We start from the raw sequence: 20,959 nt of genomic DNA on the forward strand, positions 1-20,959 counted from the left end.
GAATAGAAACAAATTTAAAGGTCAGGGTTTTCAAAATACTCTCTTGGTGTCTTGCCATATTTTTCTTTAAAAGCAGTAGCGAAAAATTCGGGAGTTCCAAATCCAAGATATTTAGCAATTTCTTTTATTTTTTTTTCTTTGAAATCAGTATCGCTCTTTAAAATGCTTTCAAGATGGGCGAAGCGAAGATCACTAATATAATTGTTGAAATTTTTTCCTGTTTTTATTTTAATAACACGGCTCAGGTATTTATCATTCGTATTAAATTTTTCAGCAAGAGTATTTAATCTTAAGTCTGAAGCCAGATATTTATTGGATTTTTCAAAATCAGCTAAGCTTTTAAGGAGCTGTTTAACAGTGTGTTTGTTGATAGGTAAATAAGCTTCATAATCAATTTCCAAGGGATTGTTTTTTTGTTGATTTTGTAAGCTGTAAACAATGGGAATTTCCTCTTCAGGAGCTATTTCTGATGGATTGTTTTCTTCTTTTTCGTAAATTATAGTCGTTTTTAGAGAAGGTATTTCTTCTTTATCCTTATCACCTATTCCGGACGATTCCGTATTATCCAACTCTTCTGCAACATCAGCTTGAATGGCTTGCTGCAGGCTTTTATTCTTTTTGTTCTGATACATGAAAAAACCTGTAGCAGCGATAATTCCTAAGATTCCTACGCTGATAAAGCTCCAGCGTTCTTTTTTCCGGTCGGAGAGCAGGTTTTCTTTTTCTTCTACAAGCCTTTTTTCATCATAATCCGTCTTTAATTTCTGAGCAATATTATTTTGTTCTTCTTTAAATTTTTTCTCGTATTGCAAAAGCTCGTCTACTGAAATGAGCTGCTTTTCTCTGTTTCCTTTCTTCTTATAATAATCTATAAAAAACTCAAATGATGGACGAAATTCTAAAGATATTTTCCCTGTTTTTTTATAATCATCAATGATTTCCTGAAAAAAAGGTAGAGCTCTCTCATCATCTTCTAATTTCCAATAGCACATTCCCAGATAAAACTTTTCATAGAAATGGTTATCAGAATCATTGTATAAACTTAAAGATTTTTCTAATTTTTGAATAGCAGAAGAATATTTTCTTTGCGAATACTCATTAAACGCATCGGATGAGATGAAATCTGCCAAATAAAAAGCAACATCCTGATTGTTTTCAATAAATGAATAACCTTCTTTTAATAGAATAGTATTCTGGCCAAAATTATTGATTGCAGAGTTTATTCTTATTAAAGTATTTAAGGTGTAAATATAGGAAGATCTAATATCAGCGGTGTTTTTCTTTTCCTTTTTCCATTTGTAATATTCATATATTTCATTGGCTATCTTCTGTGCCTCAATATTATCCCCGATTTTATTTTTAAGCCGGGCAATGGTAAACAGCCCTTCATAAGCGAACTCTTTAGAAGTATCATTTTTAAGATAATCATCGGCTATTATCGCCATTTCCAATGCTTTTTTATAGTCGTAATTTTTAAAATTTGCATTGGCGGCACTGGCATAGGCCATACCGATATACCGATTGTCTTTAGTTTTGACCGACTCTATAATTAAACTATCTCCATATTTTGCTTTTTCACTATCAGGAGCATACGTTGTGGCAAATCCATAGCCTGTTATTACTTCTTCAACCTGGTTATTTTTCTTTGCGAGCTCTATATATTTTTGAGTGAGATAAAATGCTTGTTTTCTATCTTTCGAAATGACTGATATTTTGTTTCGGAGACTTTCAAAATCTATTTTTTTTGAAGAGTTATCTTCTTGTTGTCTAAAAGATGCCCCCAATAAGAATATAAGAATATTGAATAAAAGTAAATTAAAATACTTTTTTTCTCTTTTTTTTAATGTTTTCATTTCAAAATAAGGAAATATTTTGTTTACCTGCATTTCTTTTAAAATGTATTGATTATCAATGGTCTATTTTTTTGTTTTTTCTGTCTTCAAAATTATTTTTTCCTATTTGCGAAGCTTTTTGTGGTTTTAAACAAAGATATTTTAATTTTTTGCATACTGCGTAAAAAGGAAAATTTGTTTTTAGAAAACTTGTGATTATATATTTGGAACAACAGAAAGGAATACCATTTTAACCTCAGTTCGGGATAAGAATTTTTGATTTAGAGCTTGTAATCCGGGAGATGGAAGATGGGGGTTCTGAAGGTCATCAATAATAGGTTGCCATCTTTTTTAGCTAATTTGATTTTTACAGACATTTTCGTTATCTATAACTAAAAGTGACTTCCAGCCTCCTTCTTCTATCTTCCAACCTTTTATAAGTTTTAAATAAAACATAATTATATAACATTAAAAAAAATAAACTTTAACGACTATGAAAAACAAATTAATGCTTACAACTACCAGAATTTCAGGTTTGGTCATGCTTGCTTTTATGACAGTATACAGTTTTCTTACTGCTTATAAAAACATAGACCTTCCCAATGGCTGGAAATTTTACTGCAGTGCTTTAGGTTTTATACTGTTTAGCTCCCTTTTAGTACTTACCCTGTTCAAAACGAATAAAAATCAATAACCATGAAAAAAGAAAATATTTCAATGATTGTGTTTGTAGCTCTGTTTATTATTGCTCTGATACGTTTTTTGGATTCGTCCGTCTATACCATGCTCTCTGCGGATAATGCAGGTTTAATACAGGAATATATTAAAAAATCTTTCTCATGGGGAATTTTTTTCGGAGGAAGCATTGCTGCAGGAATTGTTATCGTAACAAAATTATTAAAGAAATCTAAATAGTGATGAATTTGAAAAAACTGATGCTAATAATTGTATTCTTCTCTATCAATTCAGGATTGAACTGTTTCCTCAATTCTGATTATAAAATTACTGGGAAGAGTGGTTTTGTATTAGTGCTAAGCAGTATTTTATTTGCTGTTTTTATGTCTTTTTTTATGAAGAAATCGGATTCATAACTTAAGACAGGCTAATTTATAAAAAACTACCGCAAATTCATTTGCGGTAGTTTTTTATTTATTCATTTCCAGTAAAGGATCGATATATTCCCGGTCATTGCTTAATCTTGGCACTTTATTCTGCCCGCCAAGTTTTCCTTTGGATTCCAGCCAGTGATAGAACAGATTATCTTTAGCAATATGTACAATCGGCCTTTTCAGGGTTATGTTGTTATATCTTTTGGCTTCATAATCAGAATTGATGGTCTTAAGATGCTGGTCAAAGGCATCAATAAAACGATCGAGGTCGTCAGGGTGCCGGTTGAATTCAAAGATCCATTCGTGGGCACCTCCTTCATCTCCTTTCATGAAAACCGGAGCTCCTGTAAAGTCTGCAATAGAGGCTCCTGTGGATTCGCAGGCTTTGGAAAGAGCAGATTCTACATTGGTAATCATGAGCTCTTCCCCGAAAGCATTGATATAATGTTTGGTTCTTCCTGTGATCTTTATTCTGAACGGGCTGATGGAGGTAAAAACAACGGTATCGCCGATAAGGTATCTCCAAAGTCCGCCATTTGTGGTAATAACCATTGCATAGTTTTTCCCGATTTCTACGTCTTCAAGACTAACAACCTTCGGATTTGAAAAATGAAACTGATCCATAGGAATAAATTCATAGAAAATTCCGTAGTCCAGCATCAACAGCATTTCATCACTATCCGAGCGGTCCTGGATTCCGAAGAAGCCTTCAGAAGCATTATAAATTTCGTAGTAATTGATGTTTTTTCCGATGATCTGTTTGTATTGCTCCCTGTAGGGCTTAAAACTGATTCCGCCGTGAAAAAACACCTCTAAATTAGGCCACAGCTTAGAAATGCTTTCCGCATCTGTTTCCTTTAAAACTCTTTGCAGAAGAACCATCATCCAGCTCGGAACCCCAAGGATACTTCCTACATCTTCATTTTTTACTTCTGAAGTAATGGCTTTAAGCTTACTTTCCCATTCAGACATCAGGGAAACTTTTTTGCTGGGTATGGTGGTAATTTCCACCCAAAACGGAAGATTATCAATCAAAATAGCAGACAGATCCCCGAATTTAGTGTTGAAATCTGCATATAGTTCAGAACTTCCCCCAAGGCGTAAATTTTTGTTGGTGAAAAGCTGGTTTTCGGGATGGTTATTGGCATAGATGGAAACCATATCTTTCCCGGCTTTCATATGACAGTATTCAAGGCTCTCTGCTGAAATGGGAATGAATTTGCTTTTGGCATTCGTTGTCCCGGAGGATTTGGCAAAATGCTTGATATATCCGGGCCAGCTTACGTCTTTGCAGCCCTGTCTTGCCTTTTCTATATACGGTTCAAAATCTTCATAAGTTACAATCGGAACCTTGTTTTTAAAGTCCTGATAACTTGAAATCGAATTGAAACCGTGTATTCTTCCGTACTCTGTATCTTCCGCATGGAAGAGCTGAGAGAAAAGTATACCTTTCTGGGTTTCAATAGGATGGTTCATGAAATTCTGTATCTGATCTATCCTTTGGCGGATAAACCAGTTGACTACCGTATTGAAGAGTGCCTTTGTTGCCATTTCAACAAATATAATGATATTTGGATTTTCAGAAAATTTTTATAGCATGAAATAAAAAAACCGCTACAAAATTTGTAACGGTTTATTATTTAGATTATTGTTTCTTAGCAATACTCATCATAAGCAGCCTGAAGATTGGCAGCGATAGCCCCGGCAGGATTACCTTCAATATGATGTCTTTCCAGCATATGAACCAATTCTCCGTCTTTGAAAAGCGCTACACATGGAGAGCTTGGAGGGAACGGAGCAAGGTGTTTTCTTGCTTCTACTACTGCTTCAGTATCATATCCTGCAAAAACAGTCGTTAAATGATCAGGTTTTTTATCTCCTGTCAAAGAATATACTACACCTGGTCTTGCAGCTCCGGCAGCACATCCGCAAACAGAATTGATCACTAATAGGGTGGTTCCTGACTGCTTTAATGCTCCCTCTACCTGAGCAGGAGTTGTTAGATCTTCGAAACCTTTATCTGTAAGTTCAGCCTTCATAGGCATTACTAAATCTGTTGGATACATATATTTTGTTTTTTATCCCTACAAAGTTAAGCAATTCTTTACGTTTGTTCAATACATAAAAACTATCAATGGTTTAGGCATAGAAAATTAATTAAATATTAATAATTCAATAATATTTGAAAAAATATAAAATAAAATAACAAATAATGAAAAATAATTGTTAAATTTGAAATGATTCTGAAAAACAAAGGACCATGAAAAAAACAATTACGGCTTTCCCTCAGGCAAACAAATTATTCAATACAGCCTAAGAGGCAGTTGAATGAGCTCTTTTTCAGTTTTAGATATTATTAAACTGAAATTAATAATCTTGAATATCCCAAAAATGAAGCCCGAAATTAAACAATTTCGGGCTTCTTTAATCAAATCGATATGCAAAGGTTGGATATCCTTATAAATAGGTTGGTGTTTTTCAACGGCCAACTAAGAAAGGAGTTTTTTAGCCATCTCGGAAATACTTTTTCCGTCAGACTTTCCGGCTAATGCTTTTGAAGCTGCTCCCATTACCTTTCCCAGGTCCTTAATAGACTCGGCTCCGGTTTCTGAAATAATATTTTTAATCTCTGTTTCCAGTTCTTCTAAGGAAAGCTGTTTTGGCAGAAACTGCTCAATCACTTTCATCTGTGCTTCTTCTACTTCAGCAAGGTCATTTCTTCCCTGTGCAGCAAACTGTTCAAAAGAGTCTTTACGTTGTTTGATCATTCTCTGCAGAATTGCAATTTCCTGCTCTGCAGAAACTTCAGCACCTCTTGCTTCTGTTTGCAGAAGTAAGATCTGAGATTTTACAGCACGCAAAGAATCCAGAGCAACTCTGTCTTTTGCTCTCATGGCTGTTTTTATAGCTTCACTTATGGTATTTTCTAAACTCATGTTTTATGCTTTTGGCTTCTGGCAGTTAGCTGCTCGCTTTGACGTGACTTTTAAAGCCATTTGCTAGTAGCTATCTGCCATCAGCATTAATCTACGTCTTTATTTAAAAATCTGTTTTCTCTCACCTGCATAGATCCGTTGTTATCAGACAGATAGGTATTGATGTTCTGGTCTGAGGCATTGACTCCGTCGATAGAGATATTTTTTCTTTTGAAAGCAGGAATAGATTCAAATTCGCTGGAGCTGTCAAAACTCTGATATCTTGAATTGAACTCTTTCAGCTTGTTTCTTCTTTCCAATACTCTTTCCTGATCTACTGCTTTATTGACAAACGTGAATTCAGACTCTTCCGTTTTCGGAGTTTCAAGTTCTGTTGTATGCTCAACTGCAGGTTTGATTTCAACTTTTGGTTCTTCCTGTTTTGTCTGGAAGAACGTTTCAGTCTGTTGAACCGGTGTTTCAGTCAAAGTACTTACAGGTGCATTGAATTCTGCCTTAGGCTGCCCGAAATCAGTCTTTGGTTCATTGGATGAAGGCTGGTTTACAAAGAAGCTGAATTCTACAGGCTTTTCTTCTGAAAAAGAGGTATTGAAAGTGCTTCCTGATTGAGGCTCATCTTTTTTATTTTCAAAGTCAAATGAGAAAGACTGGATTTCTAAATCGTTTGGATCTTCACCCTCTTCATCATCAATAGAAAACAGGTTGTAGGCGTCCTGGCTGCTTTCTTCCTCATTTTTCCAGGCCTGTTCAGGAGTATTCAGGGTATCTTCTTTGTCTGTAAATCTAATTTCTGTTTTAATTTCCTCTTCCTCAATGATCATTTTTTTTTCAATAGATGTAGAACCAAACTGTGGAGTGTTATGGTCTTCGTCATCTAATCTGAAAAGATTTTTTCTGCCAAAATCGTGTGTTGCCTCAGGAGCAGATTCTCTTTCTTCTCTTGTTTTGAATGGTGAAGATTTTGGAGCATCAAAATTGTCATTAAGACTGATTCTGATTTTTTCTGTAGGTCCTGCAAATTTTTTGTTCTCATTGGAAAATCCTGTAGCGATAACAAGAACACTTACAGCATCTCCCAGTTCCTCATCTGCACCAACTCCGAAGATGATATCAGCGGTATTTCCTGCTTCTTTCTGAATATGATCCATGATGATACCTATTTCATCCATGGTAACTTCTTCTGCGCCACTTCTGATCAGTAACAGTACATTTTTGGCTCCTGTAATCTTATTGTCATTTAATAACGGGGAGTCAAGAGCTTTTCTTACGGCTTCTTCAGCTTTATTCTCTCCGGAAGCTGTTCCTGTAGACATCAGAGCTGTACCGGAATTCTGAAGCACTGATTTAGCATCTCTAAAGTCAATGTTTACATCAAAATATCCCGTAATAACTTCTGCCATTCCTTTGGCTGCATTGGCTAAAACTTCGTCTGCCTTGGAGAATCCCTGTTTGAATCCAAGATTTCCAAACTGCTGTCTTAGCTTATCGTTGTTGATGACAATTAATGAGTCAACGTTATTTTTTAGTTTATCAAGGCCGTTTTCAGCCTGATCTAATCTTCTTTTTCCTTCAAAGCTGAAAGGAACGGTAACAATACCTACCGTTAAAATTCCCATGTCTTTGGCTACTTTAGCAATAACAGGAGCGGCTCCTGTACCTGTACCACCACCCATTCCGGCAGTGATGAACACCATTTTCGTGTTCTGGCCCATAGCAGCTTTAATATCTTCAATGCTTTCAATAGCTGATTTTTCTCCAACTTCAGGATCAGCGCCGGCACCAAGGCCTTCAGTGATGGTAGTTCCCAACTGTACTTTGTTGGCAACAGGGTTATTATCTAAAGTCTGGGCATCTGTATTGCAGATCACGAAATCTACTCCGTGAATTCCTTTCTCGTACATGTGTTTCAGAGCATTGTTTCCGCCGCCACCTACACCGATCACTTTTATAATGGATGAATTTCCTTTTGGCAAATCAAATGAAAATCCTTGTGTACCTATATTTTCCATAACTATATTTTTAATAATTGATAACTGATAACGATGGCTGATAAATGTTTTATTTAGTTTAAGATAATAAATCTCCTGCTATTTCTGATAATATTTATCACATCTTTTATCATTTATATTTATTCTACTTCTTCAAAGAATTTTTTTACTTTTTCCATGAGTGACTGTCCAAAGGTCAGTTTCGCTCTTTTGTTTTCCTGCTGTTCGGTTAAAACGGGGTTTTCCTCAACGGGAACAGCCTGCTGAACCTGTTGTTGTACCGTTTCTGCCTGTATGCTGTCGGTAACTTCTGTTTTCTGTTCTTCCAAAACAGGTTCTGTAATATCAGCATTTTGCTTCTTGTCCCTGATCTTTAAACTTTCCATAAGCAAGCCGATAGAGGTAGCAAATTCCGGACCTTTCAGGTACTGGTTTTTATCGTTGGCAATATATTCATTGGCAAAACCGATTCTGCTGTCGAAACCTGTTGTGTAATTGGCCAGCTGACGAAGATGCTTCAGGTTTGAACCGCCTCCTGTAAGGACAATTCCTGCAATAAGCTTCTTTTTCTGTTCAAATGCACCGTACGCCTTCAATTCTGTATTTACCATTTCAAGGATCTCTTCTACTCTGGCATTGATGATTTGTGCTAAAGTTTTTAGAGAAATCTCTTTGTCTGGTCTGCCGTGAAGTCCGGGAATGGTAACAAATGTACTGTCTTTTTCCAATTCGGGAACTGCTGAACCGAATTTTACTTTCAGCTGTTCTGCATGTTTTTCGATAATGGAACAGCCTTCTTTGATATCTTCCGTAATAATGCCTCCTCCGTAAGGAATTACGCATGTGTGGCGGATGATATTATCTTTAAAAATAGCTATATCTGTAGTACCACCACCAATATCTACGATAGCAACACCGGCTTCTTTTTCTTCTTTGGTAAGTACTGCTTCTGAAGAGGCTAGAGGTTCCAGGGTAAGGGCTTCCATTTCCAGGCCTGCTTCTCTTACACATCTTGCGATATTTCGGATGCTGCCCATCTGTCCCACTACAACGTGGAAGTTAGCTTCTAAACGCTTTCCGTGCATTCCTACAGGTTCCTGAATTTCGCCTTCGGAATCTACTTTATACTCTTGAGGAAGTACGTGGATGATTTCTTCACCGGGAAGCATAACCAGTTTTTTTACCTGATCTTTCAGTGCTTCAATGTCATCATCTGTAATAAATTTATCCGGATGTTCACGCATAATATAATCGGAATGCTGCAGTGAACGGATGTGTTTTCCTGCGATACCGACTGTGACTTTACGGATGGGAACACCTGCGCTGGACTGTGCCTCAGAAACGGCAGCCTTGATTGAATTAATGGTCTGTGAGATATTGTTCACAATACCTTTATGAACTCCAAGACTTTTGGCCTTCCCTACACCGAGAACTTCTATTTTCCCGTGTGCATTCCTCCTTCCGACAATCGCGACAATCTTTGTTGTCCCGATGTCCAGACCTACTGAATACTCTTGATTTTCCATTTGTTTATATCGATTTGATTTTTTTCTACTTTTTTCCCGATTGGATCTTATCCAATTTTGTGCTAAAATGTCTTTCTGAGACTAGATTTTATTCTATTTTGACCTTTGCTTTGGGCTTTGCCGCTGCTGGCTTTTTCTCTGCTTTCTTCGTTTCCTTTGGTTTGGCCGTTGTTTTTGGCTTTATATTTTCTTTTGGCTTTGCTGAGGATGAAGCCGGTTTCTTTTTTTCAGCGGGTTTGGGTGCTAAATCAGGTTTCTTCGCTGATGTAGGGATTGGGGCTTTTGCAAGCTCCTTATTTCCTGCCTTCAGAATACTGTCATTTTCTTTAAAATAAGGATTTAAAGTGGTTACAATCTGGTTTTGGTATTTCACGGAGACCATATTGTATTTCTGAGGATCCTGATAGACCAGGTATTTTTCTACAAACGCTTTAAAACCTTTTACTTTAAATTCAATATTATCAAGATCACCTATTTCTACTTTATAATTTCCTTCACTGGTCAGGAGATTATAATCGTCCTTGTATTTGGAGATTCCGATAAAGAATTTTTTGCTGAAATTATCTTTGTCTATTTTTTCTACCAATTCAGCCAGCTTCTGATATTCCTCGGGTTTTACATTTCCCGTTACGAGCATGCAAGGATGAGAATAGGTCTTTGAAATAGGAAACTCTGTTCCTTTCTGGTCTACATAAAAATCTCTTCCGTCCTTGTTAAGTCTGAAAACAGGAACTCTTTGTTTAATATCCAAGTTCAGTTTACCATTTAGATTTAAATATACATTAGCACTGTCTACGGCAGGAAGGGAGTTAATCTTCTTTTCCAGTGCGGGAATATTGAGATCTCCAACTTTTCCTGAAGGGTTTTCTTTTTTGACAATGGCTCTTATATCTTTTTCATCGATAAAGTAAACCGGTGTTTTTTCATTCATTTTTACAGAAATCTTTTGGTCCGTAATCTTCTGACCACTGAATCTCTTTAATGAGAAACTCAGCAGTAATCCTAAGATGATCACAGTGACCGCAATTTTTAATATTCTGTATTTTTTTTTCATTTTTTTCTATAAGCGCTATTGCCGCAAGTTTTTTTATTCAGTTTGGATTAAACTTATATTTTTGAAATCCATTCACAAACAGGGTCGTACAGGGTGTCTATATTTCCTGCGCCAACGGTTAGAAGAATGTCAAAATCTTTTTCTTTTATCTTTTCAAAAGCATCGGATAATGCTGATACTTCTTTTTTATCTAAGGTTACTTTTTCCAAAAGCCAGTCTGAGGTAATTCCTTCAAAATTTTCCTGAAGTTCTCTTGCAGGATAGATGTCCAGAAGGATCAGCTCATCAGAATTGCTGAGGCTTTCCGCAAATCCGTCAGCAAAGTCTCTTGTTCTGCTGAACAGATGCGGTTGAAATACCACCAATAATTTTTTATCCGGATAAAAAGTTCTTACTGAACTCATTACGGCATTGATCTCTGTTGGATGATGGGCGTAATCATCGATGTAGATTTTACCGTTTGGATAAATATGTTTGGTATATCTTCTCTTAATGCCTTTAAAATTGGCAATTGCCTTTTTCAGGGTCTCAAAATCTACGCCTAAATTGTGCAGGATAGCCAATGCCGCCGTGGCGTTTTCCACGTTGTGGATACCCGGGATTTCCCAAACGAAATCTTTTATGGTTTCAGTCGGGGTATGGAAATCAAAATAGATTTTATCGTGATCCATACGCAGATTATCTGAATAGTAATCTGCTTTTTCATTAACGGCATAGGTCTGATGCGCTCTGCCTATTTCTAGTCCTTTTCTCACAAACAGCTGTCTGTCTTCCGGAACCAGTGCTGCAAACTGTCTGAATCCTTCCTCAATATGGCTTTTGTCGCCATAAATATCAAGATGGTCTGCATCGGTAGAGGTAATAACCGCCCAGTCCGGAGAAAGATTCAGGAAGCTTCTGTCATATTCATCCGCTTCTACTACTGAATATTGTGTTCCATTGTACAGAAAGTTAGACTTAAAGTTCTCAGAAATTCCTCCTAAAAAGCATGAGAAAGGAAGATCTGCTTCTTTACACAAATGGGAAACCAGAGTAGAGGTGGTGGTTTTTCCATGGGTTCCGGCTACCGCAATACATTCTGTATTTTCTGTGATCAGTCCTAATACTTTGGCACGTTTTAAAACTTCAAACTGGTTTTGATTGAAATAATCAAGGATTCCCAGTGTTTTAATAGCCGGAGTATAGATCACCAGAGTGTCTTCTTTGTGAAGGGAAGTAATTCTTTCGTCAAGAATATCCTCAAAAGCAATATCAATTCCTTCTTTCATCAGCTGTTGAGTCAGTTTGGTATCGGTTTTATCATATCCCAATACTTTTTTGCCTGATGCGTTGAAGTAACGCGCCAGAGCACTCATCCCGATCCCGCCGATTCCGACGAAGTAAAATTTCTGATATGTTTCTAAAATATTCATTTCTTTTTGTATTACTCTATGATGTAGAATGTATTGTTATTACTATTTTCTACAACTTTTTCATTATTTCGTCTACAATCTGTTTTGCGGCATCAGGCTTGGCAAAATATTCCAGATTGTCAGACATTTCTTTTCTTAAATTTTCGCTTTCGCAAATCTCTGATAAGGTGTTCCAGAATTTCTCCTGCATTTCAGAGTCTTTTACCATTCTGGCTGCATTTTTTTCAACCAGATTCATGGCATTTTTGGTCTGGTGGTCTTCTGCCGCAAACGGGAAAGGGACCAACAGAACCGGTTTTTTTGCTACGGCCAGTTCTGAGATGGCAATGGCTCCGGCTCTCGAAACAATAATATCTGCTGCGGAATAGGCCAGTTCCATGTCTTTAATGAATTCACGTATCTGGATATTTCGGGTATCAACATCTTTTGTCTCTTCAATAATATTTTGATAATCGAGTTTTCCTGTTTGCCAGATCAGCTGATAGTCTTTGTTTATGATGTCATTTAAATGCGATTTCCAGGCATTATTTAATGTTCTGGAGCCCAAAGATCCGCCTACGGAAAGGATGGTCAGCTTATCTTTGCTTATTCCCATTTTTTCTTTGGCAAGAGCGGTTTCCGTCATTCCGGTAACGATATTCTCACGAATCGGGTTACCCAGGAATTTTATTTTTTCTGCTGGGAAGCCTTCTACTTTCGGATAGGCTGTAAATACGGCCTTTGCTTTCTTGCTCAGAATCTTATTGGTTACTCCTGCGTGGGCATTCTGTTCCTGAATAAAGATTGGGATTCCCATTTTGCTTGCTTCATATAAGGCCGGACCGCTGGCAAAACCACCTGTTCCGACAGCAAAATCCGGAGCAAAACTTTTAATGATTTTTTTGGATCTGGACAGGCTTTTCAGAATTTTGAAAGGCAGGCCCAGATTGGATAAAAGGTTCCCTCTGTCTATTCCGGCGATATCAATTCCTTCAATTTTATAGCCGGCCTGAGGAACTTTTTCCATTTCCATTTTTCCGTTGGCTCCGATGAACAAAAATTCTGTATCAGGAAATCTTTTTCTGATTTCGTCTGCAATGGCGATTGCCGGGAAGATGTGTCCTCCTGTTCCGCCGCCGGATAATACTACTTTTAATTTTTTGTTCATTTTAATGGGGCCGTGCCCGGTTTTATTTTAATTCAATATTCAAATTTCAATATAATAGGATTTTATCCTATTCTTTGTTAAATCGTCCCTTTGGGACTTTTGTTTTATGCGATATCGTTAATTTCTGCTATGCTTTGTTTTTTGCCCATTCCTTCTTCATCGTAGATCTGTATTCTTGAGCTTATATTTAAAATAATTCCCAGCTGAAGGTAGGTTACCAGCATTGAGGTTCCTCCGTAGCTGATAAGTGGCAGCGGCTGTCCGGTTACTGGAATCAGGTTGACGGCAACGGCTATATTTACTGAGAGCTGTATGAAGATCATTACCCCGAGACTGAGCACCAGCAGCGACCCAAAAAAGGCGGGCATTTTACTGGCTATCATGACAATCCGGATCATCATAATCAAATAGAGGCTTATCAGAAAGGCGGCACCTATCAATCCGTATTCTTCTACGATAACGGCGAAGATAAAGTCGGAGGCAGACTGGGGAAGCATTTGTTTCAGTGCGCTTTTTCCTGGCCCCATTCCGGTAATTCCACCATGAACGATGGCTGCTTTAGCCTGCATTACCTGATAGTTTTTTGCTTTTACGCTTTCGTCATCTACGTCAGCTGTTTTGGCCTTGCTGGAGGTAAATGTTTCGATACGGCTCATCCAGGTATGTACACGGTTTCCTCCGATCATGTTGGTATTCAGTGCAATCAGCAGGAAGAAGACAATGGCTACAAATGATGCGGAGATAAATCCGGCAATGTATTTCCAGTGAAGCTGTCCTATGATGAGAACCACTACGGAAACCATTAGAATCATCAAAGCGGTTGAACCGTTATCCTTGGCTACCAGTACAAATACAAGAAGAATTGGCCCGAAAATGTACATGATATTTTCTATCGGGAGTCTTTCTCTGGTTATTTTCTTTGTTAAATATCTGCACAGGTAAATAATCAGCATTAAAAAGGCGAATGATGACGGTTGGAATGAAATTGGAGTTCCGGGAATTTTAAGCCATCTGGAAGCACTGGCTCCGTCGATGGTTTGGCCCGTAAACATGGTAACGATCAATAGAACAATCATCAGGCCCAGCAGGATGCTGCTGAGTTTTCCGATGTATTCATATTTTACGGTTCCTACCAGTCTCATGATTCCAAGACCTAAGACTACAAAGAACATATGCTTGATAACGTGACCGGTGGTGGTCCCGTTATTGACAATGTATTCGAGATTTGAACTTGCAGAATATACAGGGAAGATAGAGAAAATGGAAATCACAAGAATGACCATCCAAAGTACTTTATCGCCCTTTAGAAATTCAAATCTGCTTTCTGTGTTCTGTTCGTCCATATTTAATGCTATTGGCTTCTGGCTAATGGCCATTGGCTTTTAATACCTGTTCTTTAAATTGTTTTCCTCTGTCTTCATAGCTTTTGAAAAGATCAAAACTTGCGCAACATGGGGAAAGTAAAACGGTATCTCCGTTCTTTGCCAGAGATTTTGATATTCTTACGGCTTCTTCCATGCTTGAAGTATCGTAGATGAATTCTTTTTTGTTTTTAAAGAAGTCTATGATCTTCTGGTTGTCTATTCCAAGGCAGACAATGGCTTTTACCTTTCTTTTCACCAGATCCTCAATTTCTGAGTAGTCGTTTCCTTTATCCAGTCCTCCTACAATCCATACGGTAGGCGTTTTCATACTTTCTAAAGCGTAATAGGTGGCGTTTACGTTGGTTGCCTTACTGTCGTTGATGTATTTTACTCCTTCAATTTCAGTTACAAACTCGAGCCTGTGTTCTACTGCCTGGAAAGTCATCAGGGAATTTCTGATGCTGTCGTTGTTGATTTCCAGTATTTTACCTGCAATAGATGCGGCTAAACTGTTGGCAACATTGTGGTTTCCGAGAAGTGAAAGTTCATCAATTTTCATGGTGAACTCATCTTTCATCTTAACTTCAATTTTATCTTCATTGATAAAACCTCCTTCTGCCAGTTTTTCCTTGGTTGAAAAAGGGATCATTTTGGCTCTGATCTCCAGTTTTTCAAGAATATTTTTGCTCATTTCATCATCTTTATTGTAGATGAAGAAATTGTCATTTTCCTGATTTTCAGCGATTCGGAATTTAGCCAATGCATATTCCTCATAGTTGTAGTTGTACTGATCCAGGTGATCCTGAGACAGGTTCAATAGAAGGGAAATATAAGGTCTGAAGTTCTGAATATCATCTAATTGGAAAGAGCTTACTTCCAGGACATAATATTCATGGTTTTCATCAGCAACCTGTCTGGCAAAGCTGTAGCCAATGTTTCCGCCTAAGCCTACATTCAATCCGTCATTTTTCAGGATATAATAGATCAGGGAAGTTGTGGTGGTTTTTCCGTTACTTCCGGTGATGGCGATAATTTTAGCATTGGTGAATTCTGACGCAAATTCTATTTCAGAGGAAAGTCTGATTCCTTTCTCATGAATTTTATGGATGATTTCTGCCTTTTTGGGAATTCCCGGGCTTTTTACAATCCAGTCTGCGTTTAAAATTCTTTCTTCGTTGTGATTTCCTTCTTCAAATTCAATTTCATTTTCAGTCAGAAACTGTTTGTAGTGATCCTTAATAGCTCCCTTGTCTGAAAGAAAAACTTCCAGACCTTGTTTTTTAGCCAAATAAGCAGCACCACATCCGCTTTCTCCTCCTCCTAAAACAACTATTTTCATAATTAATTTTTTTGTAAAATGTAAATTGTAAAACGTACAATGTAAGGGTGTCTTTTACATTAATACTTTCTACTTTTTACAAAAATTATCTCATTTTCAGTGTGATCAGACATATGATAGCCAGTATTACTCCAATAATAATCATACGGTTCACGATTTTACTTTCGTGGAAACCTTCTTTCTGATAGTGGTGGTGTAATGGTGACATTCTGAACAGCCTATTGTTTTGGGCATATTCCAACCCATATTTTTTCTTTCTGTATTTGAAAACGATTACCTGAAGCATCACGGATAGGTTTTCGATTAAGAAAATTCCGCATAAAACAGGAATCAGTAATTCTTTTCTCAGGATAATGGCCAGAACGGCAATTACGCCTCCCAGCATTAAACTTCCGGTATCTCCCATAAAAACCTGTGCAGGATAGGTATTGTACCAGAAAAAGCCAATTACGGCACCTACCATGGCTACTGCAAAAATGGTGGTTTCTCCCATATTCGGAAGGAACATGATGTTGAGATAATCTGCGAAGATAATGTTCCCGGAAAGGTAGGCGAACAATGCAAGGGTGAGCAGTATGACTACACTGGTTCCTGCGGCAAGACCGTCTATACCGTCTGTAATGTTGGCTCCGTTGGATACGGCGGTTACAATGAAGATAACAATAGGAATAAAGACAATCCATGCCCACTCATGGGCATCTTTATCATTCATCCAGAACAGAATTCCGCTGTAATCGAATTCATTATTTTTAGCAAAAGGAACGGTAGAGACTGTAATTTTTTCTGTAGGCATAAAGTTTTGTTCTACATTGTTCCGGTTCACTACTTTTGCATCGGCATATTTTCTTTTAACGGTAATGTCCGGATGGAAATACATGGTGATTCCGACAATCAGTCCCAGTCCCACCTGTCCGACTACTTTAAATTTACCGCTCAGACCGTCTTTATTTTTTTTGATTTTCTTTAAATAATCATCCAGAAAACCGATTGCACCCATCCATAACATAGAAACCAGCAGGAGAACAATGTAGACGTTGGTGATCCTTGTAAATAGCAGGACCGGAATGATGGTTGCCAGAATGATGATTAGTCCTCCCATGGTAGGGGTTCCTTCTTTCTGCTTTTGCCCGTCTAATCCAAGATCGCGTACCAGTTCACCCATTTGTTTCGTTCTCAGGTAGTTGATTACTCTTTTTCCGTAAACCAGAGCAATGACCAGAGAAAAAAGCACGGCGATCCCTGCACGGAAGGAAATGTATTTCAACATTCCTAATCCGGGGATATGGATTCCATGGCTGGTTAAGTATTCGTATAGATAGTATAGCATGTTGTCAAGTTTTAATTAATGATCGTTTTAAATTCTATTTACTCATTAATTTCCAAAGTTCATTAATCGTTTCTTTATCGTCAAAATGATGTTTTACACCATTGATTTCCTGATAGGTTTCGTGTCCTTTTCCGGCTACGAGAACAATATCTTTCGGTTCTGCAAATTTTATGGCCATTTTGATGGCTTCTTTTCTGTCTGGAATTGAAGTGTATTTGCTGAAGTTCTGAGGTTCAACGCCTGCTTCAATTTCTTTGATGATCTGCGCGGGATCTTCTGTTCTCGGATTGTCTGAAGTGATAATCGCCAGTGTTGATTTTTTGGTGGCAATATTTCCCATTTCAGGTCTTTTCGAGTGGTCTCTGTCACCTCCGCATCCAAAAACAGTGATCAGTCTTTCATTTTTGGTTCTGATATCGTTGATGCTGTCCAGAATGTTTTCTAAGGCATCTGGTGTGTGGGCATAATCTACAATGAAGAAAATTCCGCCATCTGATCTGAATGTTTCAAATCTTCCGGAAACTCTTTTTAGTTTACTTACAGCCTGAAGAACTTCATCCTGCTCAAAACCCAGTTCTTCTGCGATTCCGAAAACCAAAAGAAGGTTATAGACATTGAATTTTCCGGTCAGCGTTGTCCAGAATTCTTTTCCGTTGAAATTTAAAAGCATTCCGTTAAAATCAACTTCAAGAAGCTTTCCATGGTAATCTGCCATCGTTTTCAAAGCATAAGATTTTTTCTTTGCTTTGGTGTTCTGAAGCATCACATTTCCGTTTTTGTCATCAACATTGGTAATGGCAACGGCTGTACCTTCCAGTTCGTCGAAAAATCTTTTTTTGGTTTTAAGATATTCGCCAAAGGTTTTATGATAATCTAAATGATCGTGGGTAAGATTGGTAAATCCTGCCACTTTGAAGTGCAATCCTTCGATTCTGTTTTGTGCAATCCCGTGGGAACTTACTTCCATAAAAGCAAATTCACATCCTTTTTCCACTGCTTCAGCCAGAATTTTATTGATGGTGATCACATCCGGAGTGGTATGGGTGGCGGGAATGATTTCTTCTCCTATTCTGATCTCAACTGTTGAAAGTAAGGCAGAATCATAGCCCATATTTTTGAAAACATCAAAAAGCAGGGTAGAGACAGATGTTTTTCCGTTGGTTCCTGTAACTCCTACCAGTTTTAATTTTCTGGAAGGGTTTCCATAGAAATTAGAAGCGAGATGTCCTAAAGCTTTGGATGAATCTTTTACCTGTATATAGGTTATATTTTCTGCCAATACTTCCGGAAGTTCTTCGCAGACAATTGTTGCGGCTCCTTTTTCAATTGCTGAGGAAATGAAAGAGTGGCCATCAGAAACAGTTCCTTTTATTGCAATATAAAGGGAGTTTTCTGTAGCTTTTCTACTATCAAACACCAATTCGGTAACTTCACGGCTGCTGTTGCCATGAATTGCTGTTACCGGGATTCTGTTTACTAATTCTGTTATTATCATTTTTATTAATAGGATTGCATCCTATTCCTTGTTAAATCGTCCCTTCGGGACTTTGTTTTTCTATTAATTCTGCAGCGATAAATAAATTCTCTGGTTCTTGCTGATCGTAGTACCTTCCAGTGGGAATTGCTCTTTGATCCTTCCAACTCCTTTGTAATCGACACGGTATCCTAAGTTTTCCAGTTGTGGAATTACATTTTTACCAATAAGTCCTACTACGTTAGGCATTTGTTTATCATTAACTGCTACTTTGACGTTAGGTTCAACCATTTTGCTTAGGTCTACCCTTTTGTCTACCAGCATTTCTTTTTCAATATTCTGTGGTGTTTTCAGGAATGTTTTTCCTGCGATTTCCTTAAATACGGGTGCAGAAACGGCTCCTCCATAAAATCCTTTTGCTGTATTGGGTTCGCTGACCATTACATAGCAGGTGTACTTCGGACTATCCGCGGGATAGAAACCAGCGAATGAAGCACGGTATTTCATTGGACCAGGAAGCCAATATTCAAATCTTGCCGTTCCTGTTTTTCCGGCCATTTTAAGGTTCGGGGTGAAGATGCTTCGTCCGGTTCCTTTTTCTACGGCTTTGGTCAGAGCGCTGGTCATCATTTTAATTGCTTTTTCGGAAGCCATTTTGTTGACCATTACTTCCGGCTTGGCGCTGTACATTACTTTTCCGTCTTTCATGATCTTGTCAATGAAAAGTGGCTTCACCATTTTACCACCATTAGCAACCCCATTATAGAAAGTTGTTAACTGTAGTAGATTGATATTTGAGGAGTACCCGAAAGAAATGGAGGCCAGGGTAGCAGCGTTCCATCTCGAGTGCTGCGGGGTCAGGATTTTAGGCTTTGTGATTCCCGGCAGTTCGATATCCATTTTATCGAATAATTTCCAGCGTTTCAGATGATCCAGAAATATCTGTGGTTTTTCTGCATAGTATTTTGTGATCAGTTTTGCGGTACCCACATTACTGGATTTTGCAAGAACATCACTGATGTCGTAGGTTCCTCCACCGTGGCCGTCTGAAATTCTTTGTTTGGCATAAACCCATACTCCGTTTCCTACGTTTACTGTGGTGTTTTCATCAATAAAGCCGTCATCCATTGCGGCAAGCAGAGAGATGGTTTTAAAGGTGGAACCGGGTTCGATGTTATCTTTTAAGGCGTAGTTGTAAGAGTCTTCATATTCGCCTGATTCTGTTCTTTTTAGGTTGACAAGCGCGCGTACTTTTCCGGTTTCTACCTCCATCACGATCACGGTTCCGTGCTTTGCTTCGTAATTGATAAGCTGTTTTTCTAACGCGGAGTGTGCAATATCCTGAATTCTAAGGTCCAGGGTTGTATATACGTCTTCTCCGTCTACAGGCTCCTTAACTTTCCAGTAATCAATTGGTTTCCATTGAGAGGAATTGATTCTCTGCTCCAGTCTTTTTCCGTCGGTTCCGGTCAGGTATTTGGAGAAAGCACCTTCCAGTCCGGATTTTAATTCACCGTTATCCATCCCGATGGTTCCGGCTCCGATTTCTGAAGTGGCTAATTCCCTTTTGTAGTTTCTGTCAACGATAAATCCTCCTTTATTTTTTCCTTTTTTGAAGATCGGAAAGTTTCGGATTCTGTCGTACTGGTCGAAATCTAGCCCTTTTACTAAGGTATAGTATTGGTTTTTTTTCTTTTTCTGCTCATCAAATTTCTGTCTGAATTCTCCTCTGGATTTTCCAAACATTTTGCTCAAAGAATCAGTAAGTGCCCCAATATTGTTGGTGTAGACACTGTCTTTCATAGTTTTAAAATCAAGATAGATGTCATAACGCATTACGGTGGTAGCCAGAATAGAACCGTCTGAGGCGAAAAGGTTTCCGCGGGCAGCTTTCAGGGTTGCTTCGCGATAATTTTTATTAATGTAATCGTCTTTAATTTCCTGAACGTTAGTGTTTTGCAGGATTACAATCCTTGTAAGAAACATTACGAATACGCACAGAGCTGCCACTGCGAAGAGATAGCCCCACCTTAACGTTTTTTTACGTTTGTTGTCGTATTCATTTTGTTTTTGCATCTGTACTGTCTAGTTTAATTAGCAGTTTGTGAGGATGATTTTCAAGGGTCATTAAAGAATCCCTTGCTACTTCTTTCCCCAGCTCCGATTCCATTTTTACTTTGATCAGCTTACTCTGGGCGTAAGCGTTTCTTGATTTATATTCTTCTGTTTCTTCTTTTAAAGCATTAACAATTTTAATTTTTTTGTTGACGAGATGGTTGCTATAAATCATGGCCATCATCAGGATGAACAACAACAGAAAATACTTGTAATGTATTTTGATTTCATCACGGTTCAGAAAATTTCCTTTTATAATGTCTATAAAAGTGAGTCTTTTCTGGGGGCGATTTGTTGTTCTTTTTGCCAATTTATTTGTTTGTCAATTTGCTTTGC

Annotated in this window: 17 protein-coding genes; 2 read left to right on the top strand and 15 right to left on the bottom strand. The window is 37.9% G+C overall.

The genetic code is table 11. From position 1 onward, the window contains the following. Positions 1 to 14: 14 nt before the first annotated feature. On the bottom strand, positions 15 to 1,853 hold the full coding sequence (locus J2Y40_RS11315) for an AraC family transcriptional regulator (RefSeq protein ID WP_309998992.1): 1,839 nt from the start codon (positions 1,851 to 1,853) through the stop codon (positions 15 to 17). A gap of 472 nt (positions 1,854 to 2,325) precedes the next feature. On the opposite strand from J2Y40_RS11315, the gene J2Y40_RS11320 reads away from it, so the two are divergent. Further along, entirely contained in the window at positions 2,326 to 2,526 is a 201-nt protein-coding gene (locus J2Y40_RS11320; protein ID WP_153396668.1) for a hypothetical protein, read from the top strand. 2 nt (positions 2,527 to 2,528) lie between these two features. Then, positions 2,529 to 2,747, top strand: coding sequence for a hypothetical protein (locus J2Y40_RS11325; protein ID WP_153396666.1), 219 nt, complete (start codon positions 2,529 to 2,531; stop codon positions 2,745 to 2,747). A gap of 230 nt (positions 2,748 to 2,977) precedes the next feature. Here J2Y40_RS11325 and J2Y40_RS11330 read toward each other — a convergent pair whose 3' ends face one another. The 14 genes from J2Y40_RS11330 to J2Y40_RS11395 all read right to left on the bottom strand — a co-directional run bounded on the left by J2Y40_RS11330 (position 2,978) and on the right by J2Y40_RS11395 (position 20,933). Further along, the gene (locus J2Y40_RS11330; protein WP_309998996.1) at positions 2,978 to 4,492 is read right to left on the bottom strand and encodes a GH3 auxin-responsive promoter family protein; all 1,515 of its coding nucleotides are present in this window, start codon (positions 4,490 to 4,492) and stop codon (positions 2,978 to 2,980) included. A gap of 104 nt (positions 4,493 to 4,596) precedes the next feature. Continuing rightward, complete coding sequence (locus tag J2Y40_RS11335) at positions 4,597 to 5,007, bottom strand: BrxA/BrxB family bacilliredoxin (protein ID WP_153396662.1); 411 nt, start codon at positions 5,005 to 5,007, stop codon at positions 4,597 to 4,599. A gap of 423 nt (positions 5,008 to 5,430) precedes the next feature. Then, the gene (locus tag J2Y40_RS11340; RefSeq protein WP_153396660.1) at positions 5,431 to 5,877 is read right to left on the bottom strand and encodes a GatB/YqeY domain-containing protein; all 447 of its coding nucleotides are present in this window, start codon (positions 5,875 to 5,877) and stop codon (positions 5,431 to 5,433) included. Positions 5,878 to 5,963: 86 nt separating this feature from the next. After that, positions 5,964 to 7,886, bottom strand: coding sequence for a cell division protein FtsZ (gene ftsZ / locus J2Y40_RS11345; protein WP_309998999.1), 1,923 nt, complete (start codon positions 7,884 to 7,886; stop codon positions 5,964 to 5,966). 119 nt (positions 7,887 to 8,005) lie between these two features. Beyond that, positions 8,006 to 9,391 (bottom strand): cell division protein FtsA, encoded by a 1,386-nt coding sequence (gene ftsA / locus J2Y40_RS11350; protein ID WP_153396656.1) that lies wholly within the window; start codon positions 9,389 to 9,391, stop codon positions 8,006 to 8,008. An 88-nt stretch (positions 9,392 to 9,479) separates the two neighbouring features. Beyond that, entirely contained in the window at positions 9,480 to 10,445 is a 966-nt protein-coding gene (locus tag J2Y40_RS11355; RefSeq protein ID WP_153396654.1) for a cell division protein FtsQ/DivIB, read from the bottom strand. 53 nt (positions 10,446 to 10,498) lie between these two features. Then, on the bottom strand, positions 10,499 to 11,857 hold the full coding sequence (gene murC / locus J2Y40_RS11360; RefSeq protein WP_153396652.1) for a UDP-N-acetylmuramate--L-alanine ligase: 1,359 nt from the start codon (positions 11,855 to 11,857) through the stop codon (positions 10,499 to 10,501). Between the two features lie 49 nt (positions 11,858 to 11,906). Further along, positions 11,907 to 13,004, bottom strand: coding sequence for an undecaprenyldiphospho-muramoylpentapeptide beta-N-acetylglucosaminyltransferase (gene murG / locus J2Y40_RS11365; protein ID WP_153396650.1), 1,098 nt, complete (start codon positions 13,002 to 13,004; stop codon positions 11,907 to 11,909). A gap of 104 nt (positions 13,005 to 13,108) precedes the next feature. Continuing rightward, a complete protein-coding gene (locus J2Y40_RS11370; RefSeq protein ID WP_153396648.1) occupies positions 13,109 to 14,347 on the bottom strand; it encodes an FtsW/RodA/SpoVE family cell cycle protein in 1,239 nt (412 codons plus the stop codon). 22 nt (positions 14,348 to 14,369) lie between these two features. After that, positions 14,370 to 15,707, bottom strand: a complete 1,338-nt coding sequence (murD, locus tag J2Y40_RS11375) for a UDP-N-acetylmuramoyl-L-alanine--D-glutamate ligase (protein ID WP_153396646.1) — start codon at positions 15,705 to 15,707, stop codon at positions 14,370 to 14,372. 85 nt (positions 15,708 to 15,792) lie between these two features. Beyond that, positions 15,793 to 17,034 carry a phospho-N-acetylmuramoyl-pentapeptide-transferase gene (gene mraY, locus J2Y40_RS11380; RefSeq protein ID WP_153396645.1) on the bottom strand — a complete coding sequence of 414 codons (1,242 nt, stop codon included), beginning with the start codon at positions 17,032 to 17,034 and terminating at the stop codon, positions 15,793 to 15,795. A gap of 34 nt (positions 17,035 to 17,068) precedes the next feature. Continuing rightward, a complete protein-coding gene (locus tag J2Y40_RS11385; RefSeq protein ID WP_153396643.1) occupies positions 17,069 to 18,529 on the bottom strand; it encodes a UDP-N-acetylmuramoyl-L-alanyl-D-glutamate--2,6-diaminopimelate ligase in 1,461 nt (486 codons plus the stop codon). A gap of 63 nt (positions 18,530 to 18,592) precedes the next feature. Then, positions 18,593 to 20,584 carry a penicillin-binding transpeptidase domain-containing protein gene (locus tag J2Y40_RS11390; protein WP_153396641.1) on the bottom strand — a complete coding sequence of 664 codons (1,992 nt, stop codon included), beginning with the start codon at positions 20,582 to 20,584 and terminating at the stop codon, positions 18,593 to 18,595. Then, positions 20,568 to 20,933: an FtsL-like putative cell division protein gene (locus J2Y40_RS11395; protein ID WP_153396639.1), complete on the bottom strand. Its 366-nt coding sequence runs from the start codon at positions 20,931 to 20,933 to the stop codon at positions 20,568 to 20,570. Before J2Y40_RS11395 ends, J2Y40_RS11390 begins: the two co-directional genes overlap by 17 nt. Positions 20,934 to 20,959: the final 26 nt, after the last annotated feature.

It is taken from the genome of Chryseobacterium sp. 2987, assembly GCF_031456375.1.
Taxonomy (GTDB): domain Bacteria; phylum Bacteroidota; class Bacteroidia; order Flavobacteriales; family Weeksellaceae; genus Chryseobacterium; species Chryseobacterium vaccae.

Excerpts from the sequence above, each read along its gene's own strand:
- J2Y40_RS11315 (WP_309998992.1), bottom strand. The coding sequence starts at position 1,853 with ATGAAAACATTAAAAAAAAGAGAAAAAAAGTATTTTAATTTACTTTTA.
- J2Y40_RS11320 (WP_153396668.1), top strand. The coding sequence starts at position 2,326 with ATGAAAAACAAATTAATGCTTACAACTACCAGAATTTCAGGTTTGGTC.
- J2Y40_RS11325 (WP_153396666.1), top strand. The coding sequence starts at position 2,529 with ATGAAAAAAGAAAATATTTCAATGATTGTGTTTGTAGCTCTGTTTATT.
- J2Y40_RS11330 (WP_309998996.1), bottom strand. The coding sequence starts at position 4,492 with ATGGCAACAAAGGCACTCTTCAATACGGTAGTCAACTGGTTTATCCGC.
- J2Y40_RS11335 (WP_153396662.1), bottom strand. The coding sequence starts at position 5,007 with ATGTATCCAACAGATTTAGTAATGCCTATGAAGGCTGAACTTACAGAT.
- J2Y40_RS11340 (WP_153396660.1), bottom strand. The coding sequence starts at position 5,877 with ATGAGTTTAGAAAATACCATAAGTGAAGCTATAAAAACAGCCATGAGA.
- ftsZ (WP_309998999.1), bottom strand. The coding sequence starts at position 7,886 with ATGGAAAATATAGGTACACAAGGATTTTCATTTGATTTGCCAAAAGGA.
- ftsA (WP_153396656.1), bottom strand. The coding sequence starts at position 9,391 with ATGGAAAATCAAGAGTATTCAGTAGGTCTGGACATCGGGACAACAAAG.
- J2Y40_RS11355 (WP_153396654.1), bottom strand. The coding sequence starts at position 10,445 with ATGAAAAAAAAATACAGAATATTAAAAATTGCGGTCACTGTGATCATC.
- murC (WP_153396652.1), bottom strand. The coding sequence starts at position 11,857 with ATGAATATTTTAGAAACATATCAGAAATTTTACTTCGTCGGAATCGGC.
- murG (WP_153396650.1), bottom strand. The coding sequence starts at position 13,004 with ATGAACAAAAAATTAAAAGTAGTATTATCCGGCGGCGGAACAGGAGGA.
- J2Y40_RS11370 (WP_153396648.1), bottom strand. The coding sequence starts at position 14,347 with ATGGACGAACAGAACACAGAAAGCAGATTTGAATTTCTAAAGGGCGAT.
- murD (WP_153396646.1), bottom strand. The coding sequence starts at position 15,707 with ATGAAAATAGTTGTTTTAGGAGGAGGAGAAAGCGGATGTGGTGCTGCT.
- mraY (WP_153396645.1), bottom strand. The coding sequence starts at position 17,034 with ATGCTATACTATCTATACGAATACTTAACCAGCCATGGAATCCATATC.
- J2Y40_RS11385 (WP_153396643.1), bottom strand. The coding sequence starts at position 18,529 with ATGATAATAACAGAATTAGTAAACAGAATCCCGGTAACAGCAATTCAT.
- J2Y40_RS11390 (WP_153396641.1), bottom strand. The coding sequence starts at position 20,584 with ATGCAAAAACAAAATGAATACGACAACAAACGTAAAAAAACGTTAAGG.